Genomic DNA, 6950 nt, shown 5'->3' with positions numbered 1-6950 from the left:
GAGGCGGAGGCTGCAGCCGAGGAGGAGGCGGCTCCGCGTCGTGCGCGTCGTCGTGCCACGCGTCGCGTGTCCGCGCCCGCCGGTTCGCCGGAGTCCGCCGAGTCCGCCGAGTCCGCCGAAGCGGTGGCGTCGGCCGGTGGCGAGAGCACCGAAGCTGCTGCCGAGGAGCCGGTGACCGCCCCGTCCGAGGCCGCCGCGTCCGAGGTCGCCGTGCCGGAGGCGGAGGCTGCAGCCGAGGAGGAGGCGGCTCCGCGTCGTGCGCGTCGTCGTGCCACGCGTCGCGTGTCCGCGCCCGCCGTCTCGCCCGAGTCCCCGGAGGCCGCCGAACCGGCCCCCGTGCCCGTCGAGGAGCCGGTGAGCGAGGAGGCAGAGCTCGCCCCCGCTGCCGCCGGGGCCGCGGAGCAGGAGGAGGTCGTCGAGGCAGCCCCGCGCCGCACCCGTCGCCGCGCCACCCGCCGGGTGTCTGCACCCACGGCCGAGACCGTCGAAGCGCCCGTGGAGGCGCCCGTGACCGCCGCTCACGAGACCGAGACGACCGCCGCCGAGGTTCCCGCCGCGGTCGGCGCCGCGTCGGAGGCCGAGCCGGTCGCCGAGGACGCCGCCCCGCGCCGTACCCGCCGTCGCGTGGCCCGCAAGGCCGCCACCGGCTTCTTCGAGCCCGGGAGGCCGGCCGCCGAGGCGCCCGAGGCCGTGCAGCGGCCCGCGCGGCCCGCTGTCGCCGTCTTCCAGGCGCCGGTGTTCGCCGAGCCGATGTTCCAGACCCCGGAGCGGGCCGCCGCTGCCGCTGCCGCCGAGGCAGCGGAGCAGGAGGAGCCCGTCGAGGAGGAGACCGCGGGGCAGCGCCGCCGCCGTCGCCGCGGGGGCGGTGACGAGGAGCCCGTGGCCGTGACGACCGGGACCACCGACGAGGTGGAGGAGGCCGAGGAGCCGGAGGAGTCCGCCGAGGGCGAGGACACCGAGGACACCGAGGACACCCAAGACATCGAAGACATCGAAGACATCGAGGACATCGAGGAGACCGGTTCGCGCCGTCGCCGTCGTCGCGGTGGCCGCCGCCGTCGCCGTGGTGAGTCCGCCGAGGGCGAGGCGGGCGAGACCGAGGACGCCGAGGAGTTCGCCGCCGAGCAGGCCGCGCAGGACGCCGAGGACACCGCCGAGCAGGTCGAGGAGGACGCCGAGGAGGCAGCGGAGGAGCACGGCGAGGAGTCGGGGTCTTCCAGCAGCAGCAGCAGCCGTCGCCGTCGCCGTCGCCGCCGCCGGGCCGGTGACGCGGCCGTCGAGGCCGAGCCGTCGTCCGACGACCCGGAGCGCACGGTCGTCAAGGTCCGTGAGCCCCGCAAGAAGGAAGAGCGGTCCGGTGACGGCACTGACGAGGTGCAGTCCATCAAGGGCTCGACCCGTCTCGAGGCCAAGAAGCAGCGCCGCCGCGAGGGGCGCGAGCAGGGGCGCCGCCGGGTCCCGATCATCACCGAGGCCGAGTTCCTCGCCCGGCGCGAGGCCGTCGAGCGTGTGATGGTGGTGCGCCAGAGCGGCGAGCGTACGCAGATCGGCGTCCTGGAGGACGGCGTGCTCGTCGAGCACTACGTCAACAAGGAGCAGGCGACCTCGTACGTCGGCAACGTCTACCTGGGCAAGGTGCAGAACGTCCTGCCGTCGATGGAGGCCGCCTTCATCGACATCGGCAAGGGCCGCAACGCCGTCCTGTACGCGGGTGAGGTCAACTTCGAGGCGCTGGGCATGGCGAACGGCCCGCGTCGTATCGAGTCCGCCCTGAAGTCCGGGCAGTCCGTGCTCGTCCAGGTGACGAAGGACCCGATCGGCCACAAGGGCGCCCGTCTGACCAGCCAGGTCTCGCTCCCGGGCCGCTACCTCGTGTACGTGCCCGAGGGTTCGATGACCGGTATCAGCCGCAAGCTGCCCGACACCGAGCGGGCCCGGCTGAAGACCATCCTCAAGAAGATCGTCCCCGAGGACGCGGGCGTCATCGTGCGTACCGCCGCGGAGGGTGCGAGCGAGGAGGAGCTGCGCCGGGACGTCGAGCGACTGCAGGAGCAGTGGGAGGGCATCCAGAAGAAGTCGAAGAACGGCGGCAGCTCGAATGCACCGTCGCTGCTGTACGGGGAGCCGGACATGACCGTCCGGGTCGTGCGCGACATCTTCAACGAGGACTTCTCCAAGGTCATCGTCAGCGGTGACGAGGCATGGGAGACCATCCACGGATACGTCGGCCACGTCGCCCCCGACCTGGCGGGCCGCCTGCAGAGGTGGACCTCCGAGGTCGACGTCTTCGCCACGTACCGGATCGACGAGCAGCTCGCCAAGGCGCTGGACCGCAAGGTCTGGCTGCCCAGCGGCGGTTCGCTGGTGATCGACCGGACCGAGGCGATGGTCGTCATCGACGTCAACACCGGCAAGTTCACCGGTCAGGGCGGCAACCTCGAGGAGACCGTCACCAGGAACAACCTGGAGGCGGCCGAGGAGATCGTCCGCCAGCTGCGGCTGCGCGACCTCGGCGGCATCATCGTCATCGACTTCATCGACATGGTGCTGGAGTCCAACCGGGACCTGGTGCTGCGGCGCCTGCTGGAGTGCCTGGGCCGGGACCGTACGAAGCACCAGGTCGCCGAGGTGACCTCGCTGGGTCTCGTACAGATGACACGCAAACGCGTCGGACAGGGCCTGCTGGAGTCGTTCTCCGAGACCTGCGTCCACTGCAACGGCCGTGGCGTGATCGTGCACATGGACCAGGCGCCCGCCGTCACCGGTGGCGGGAAGCGCAGGAAGCGCGGCCGGGGCGGTGCCGAGGTCGAGCCCGAGACGCACGAGGCGGTGGTCGCTGAGGCCGAGGAGACCGTCGAGGCCGCTGCGGCCGTCGAGGAGGAGGCTGAGGTCGCGGCCGCCGCGCTCGCGGAGCCGCTGATGCACGCATTCGCGCCCGACGAGGAGCTGTACAGCAGCGTCGCCGAGGCCGAGGCCGCCGCCTCCCGGGGCCGCACGCGACGCCGGGCGACCCGGCGGGCGTCGGCTCCCGCGGGCGCGCCCCGGACCGAGGAGCGCGCTCCGAAGTCCCGTACGGACGAGCGTGCGCCGAAACCCCGTCAGGAGGCGGAGGCGGAGCCGGCGGCGGCCGAGGACCCGGTCGTCGAGGCGCCCTCCGCGCTCGCCGAGGAGGAGGCCGCGCCCAAGGGCCGTACGCGCCGTCGTGCGACCCGCAGCGTCTCGGCACCGGCCGGTTCGCCCACGGAGGCCGTGGTGACGGTCCCCGAGGCCGCGCAGCAGGCTGCCGAGCCGCACGCCGAGGCTCCGGGCGAGCAGGCCGCCGAGCCGGTCGAGGTGCCCGCCGAGAGCGCCGCCCCGGCCCGTCCGCGCCGCCGTGCCGTGCGCAAGGCCACCGCGCCCACCGCGTCCGAGGAGACGGCCGTCGTGGTCGTCCCGGCGGGCGAGGCACCGGCGGAGGCCGAGACCGCGGACCGGGCGTCCGAGGCGTCCGCCGAGGCCGAGGTGTCCGCGCCCGCCAAGAAGGCGGCCCGCAAGACCGCCAAGAAGGCAACGGCGAAGAAGGCCGCGACCAAGAAGACGACGGCCAAGAAGACGGCCGCCAAGAAGACCGCCGCGAAGAAGACGACGGCGAAGAAGGCGGCGGCGAAGACGACGGCGAAGGCCACCAAGAAGACGTCGGAGAAGACCGCGGCGGCGCAGCAGTCGCTGTCCTCCGTCTCGGCCCGCACCGGCGACGACAGCTGAGCCGGTCGCCTACGCTGTGCGGTCCTGCCCGCTCCGGGCAGGACCGCACAGTTGCACCACGGGGTCGAGCCAGCGGGTGCTGGACGGCCCTCGTCGGACAGATGTGACGTCGAGACCTCATCCCTCGTGGCCTCGGCGGCGAGGTGAGGAGAGAACCGCGATGACAGGCCTCGTGTTGGCGGCCGTCGCCGGACGGCGTCATCGGTGACGCCCTTTCCAACATCTCCTCGGTCGCGGACTGGGAGCTGTCCCACCGCGTCAACGGCGAGAAGGTGGACGGCCTCGCCGCGGCGATGGCCCGGCGGGCGGGTGAGGCCGTGCTGCGCCACCCGGGTGGCTGCGGCGACGACGGGTTCCTGACCGTGTTGTCCGAGGGGCTGGTGCTCTCGGGTATCGCGATGTCGATCGCCGGACACACCCGGCCTTCGTCCGGAGCCTGCCACGAGATCGGTCACGCGCTCGACCTGCTGTACCCCAAGAGGGCGGCGAGTCACGGCGAGCAGGTGGGGCTGGGCGCGGCCTTCGCCATGTACCAGCGCGGCGATCACGACGGGTCCCGGCTATGGCCGAGGCCCTGCGCCGGCACGGGCTGCCGGTCGTGGCGGAGGAGATCGGGTTCAGCGACGACGGTTCGTCCGGGCGGTGGAGTTCGCGCCGGAGACCCGGCCGGGCCGGGACACGATCCTGGAGCACCTCGAGCTGACGCCGGCGCGGATCAAGGACGCATACGCGGACTACGTCGCGGCGGTCGCCGGATGAGACGGCCGGCGGACGGGACGGTGCCCCGGTTTGACCCTCATGGGCCGGGCCCCGTAACCTTGACCGTCGGCGTGTTCCAGTACGCCAACCCCTGAGCACCTCACCTCCTGTCGCGGGAACCGTCACGGTCCGTCGGGACGGGGGAGGCCGTTCGTCCATCCCGGATGTATCGGGCTCGCGAGCCCGTGTGAGCGGCTGGCGTCAGGGGTTCCGTTCCGAGCAAGAGAGTGAGATCCGCGTGTACGCCATCGTGCGCAGCGGTGGTCGCCAGCACAAGGTTGCTGTCGGCGACATCGTTGAGGTTGACAAGATTTCCACTGCCAAGGTTGGCGACACGGTCGAGCTCTCGACCCTGCTCGTTGTCGACGGTGACGCAGTGACCAGCGACCCGTGGGTGCTGGCCGGCATCAAGGTCCAGGCCGAGGTCGTGGACCACCACAAGGGCCAGAAGATCGACATTCTGCGCTACAAGAACAAGACCGGCTACCGCCGTCGGCAGGGCCACCGCCAGCAGTACACGGCGATCAAGGTCACGTCGATCCCCACGGCTGCGAAGTAAGGGACTGAGAACAGATGGCACACAAGAAGGGCGCATCGTCCACCCGGAACGGTCGCGACTCGAACGCCCAGCGGCTCGGCGTGAAGCGCTTCGGCGGTCAGGTCGTGAACGCGGGTGAGATCCTGGTCCGCCAGCGCGGCACCCACTTCCACCCGGGTGCGGGCGTCGGCCGTGGCGGCGACGACACCCTGTTCGCGCTGCAGGCCGGTGCGGTGGAGTTCGGCACCCACCGCGGCCGCAAGGTCGTGAACATCGTTCCGGTCGCCTGACCCGAGCGCTTCACGAGCAATCGCGAAATCTTCGCGAGGCGGACCTCACTTCCCGGTCGGGAAGGCGGGTCCGCCTTTCGCTTGTTGCTCGGAACACCACCCATACGCCCCCAGCCTTCGGCCGGGGGGACCCCCAGGAGGCACTGCACCATGACCACCTTCGTGGACCGCGTCGAACTGCATGTCGCCGCGGGTAACGGAGGCCACGGCTGCGCCTCCGTGCACCGCGAGAAGTTCAAGCCGCTCGGCGGCCCCGACGGCGGCAACGGCGGCCGTGGCGGCGATGTGATCCTCACCGTCGACCAGTCGGTCACCACGCTTCTCGACTACCACCACTCCCCGCACCGCAAGGCCACCAACGGCAAGCCCGGCGAGGGCGGCTTCCGGGCCGGAAAGGACGGCCAGGACCTGGTCCTGCCGGTACCGGACGGCACGGTCGTTCTGGACAAGGCGGGCAACGTGCTGGCCGACCTGGTCGGGCACGGGACGTCGTACATCGCCGCCCAGGGCGGCCGCGGCGGCCTCGGCAACGCGGCGCTGGCCTCCGCCCGCCGCAAGGCGCCCGGCTTCGCGCTGCTCGGCGAGCCCGGTGACCTGCAGGACATCGTCCTTGAGTTGAAGACGGTCGCGGACGTGGCCCTCGTCGGTTACCCGAGCGCGGGCAAGTCCTCGCTGATCTCCGTGCTGTCCGCGGCCAAGCCGAAGATCGCCGACTATCCGTTCACCACCCTGGTCCCGAACCTGGGCGTGGTCACCGCGGGTGCGACCGTGTACACCATCGCCGACGTGCCGGGGCTCATCCCGGGTGCCAGCCAGGGCAAGGGCCTCGGTCTGGAGTTCCTGCGGCACGTCGAGCGGTGCAGCGTGCTCGTGCACGTGCTGGACACGGCCACGCTGGAGTCCGACCGCGACCCCGCCTCCGACCTCGATGTCATCGAGGAGGAGCTGAAGCAGTACGGCGGCCTCGGCAACCGTCCACGGATCGTCGTCCTCAACAAGATCGACGTACCGGACGGCAAGGACCTGGCCGAGATGGTGCGCCCCGAGCTGGAGGCCCGCGGCTACCGCGTCTTCGAGGTGTCCGCGGTGGCCCATCTCGGGCTGAAGGAACTGTCGTACGCCCTCGCCGACCTGGTCGCGCAGGCGCGGGCCGCCAAGCCGAAGGAGGAGGCGACCCGGATCGTCATCCGGCCGAAGGCCGTCGACGACGCGGGCTTCACGGTGACGCGGGAGGACGACGGGCTGTTCCGTGTGCGCGGCGAGAAGCCCGAGCGGTGGGTGCGCCAGACCGACTTCGACAACGACGAGGCCGTCGGCTACCTCGCCGACCGGCTGGGCCGCCTCGGTGTCGAGAACGAGCTGATGAAGGCGGGCGCCCGGTCCGGCGACGGCGTCGCCATCGGGCCCGAGGACAACGCGGTCGTTTTCGACTGGGAGCCGTCGGTGACTGCGGGTGCCGAGATGCTGGGCCGACGGGGTGAGGACCACCGCTTCGAGTCGGCACGGCCCGCCGCGCAGCGGCGCCGGGACCGTCAGGCCGAACGGGACGAATCTCAGCGGGACTTCGACGACTTCGAGCCTTTCTAGGCACGGACCCCTCCGCACAACTCCTCGGCGTT

4 protein-coding genes and 1 pseudogene are annotated in these 6950 nt (G+C 71.9%); all 5 read left to right on the top strand.

The window, feature by feature from the left end; genetic code table 11:
• The coding region (locus ACZ3TS_RS12090) for an Rne/Rng family ribonuclease (protein ID WP_467616457.1) at nucleotides 1-3744 on the top strand (3744 nt) is incomplete at its 5' end.
• Between the two features lie 200 nt (nucleotides 3745-3944).
• Nucleotides 3945-4503 (top strand): annotated as a pseudogene (locus tag ACZ3TS_RS12085) (dehydroquinate synthase/iron-containing alcohol dehydrogenase family protein); the annotation flags it as partial.
• A gap of 238 nt (nucleotides 4504-4741) precedes the next feature.
• Nucleotides 4742-5062 (top strand): 50S ribosomal protein L21, encoded by a 321-nt coding sequence (gene rplU / locus ACZ3TS_RS12080; protein WP_009188585.1) that lies wholly within the window; start codon nucleotides 4742-4744, stop codon nucleotides 5060-5062.
• Between the two features lie 14 nt (nucleotides 5063-5076).
• On the top strand, nucleotides 5077-5331 hold the full coding sequence (gene rpmA, locus ACZ3TS_RS12075; protein WP_023550764.1) for a 50S ribosomal protein L27: 255 nt from the start codon (nucleotides 5077-5079) through the stop codon (nucleotides 5329-5331).
• Between the two features lie 150 nt (nucleotides 5332-5481).
• The gene (gene obgE, locus ACZ3TS_RS12070; RefSeq protein WP_467616454.1) at nucleotides 5482-6918 is read left to right on the top strand and encodes a GTPase ObgE; all 1437 of its coding nucleotides are present in this window, start codon (nucleotides 5482-5484) and stop codon (nucleotides 6916-6918) included.
• Nucleotides 6919-6950 lie beyond the last annotated feature (32 nt).

This window comes from Streptomyces sp. NPDC022910, assembly GCF_055561075.1.
Note: the sequence above shows the minus strand (reverse complement) of the source record. Positions and strands in the feature narration are given on the sequence as shown.

Bases quoted from the DNA above. Each gene is read 5' to 3' on its own strand.
- rpmA (WP_023550764.1), top strand. From the start codon at position 5,077: ATGGCACACAAGAAGGGCGCATCGTCCACCCGGAACGGTCGCGACTCG.
- obgE (WP_467616454.1), top strand. From the start codon at position 5,482: ATGACCACCTTCGTGGACCGCGTCGAACTGCATGTCGCCGCGGGTAAC.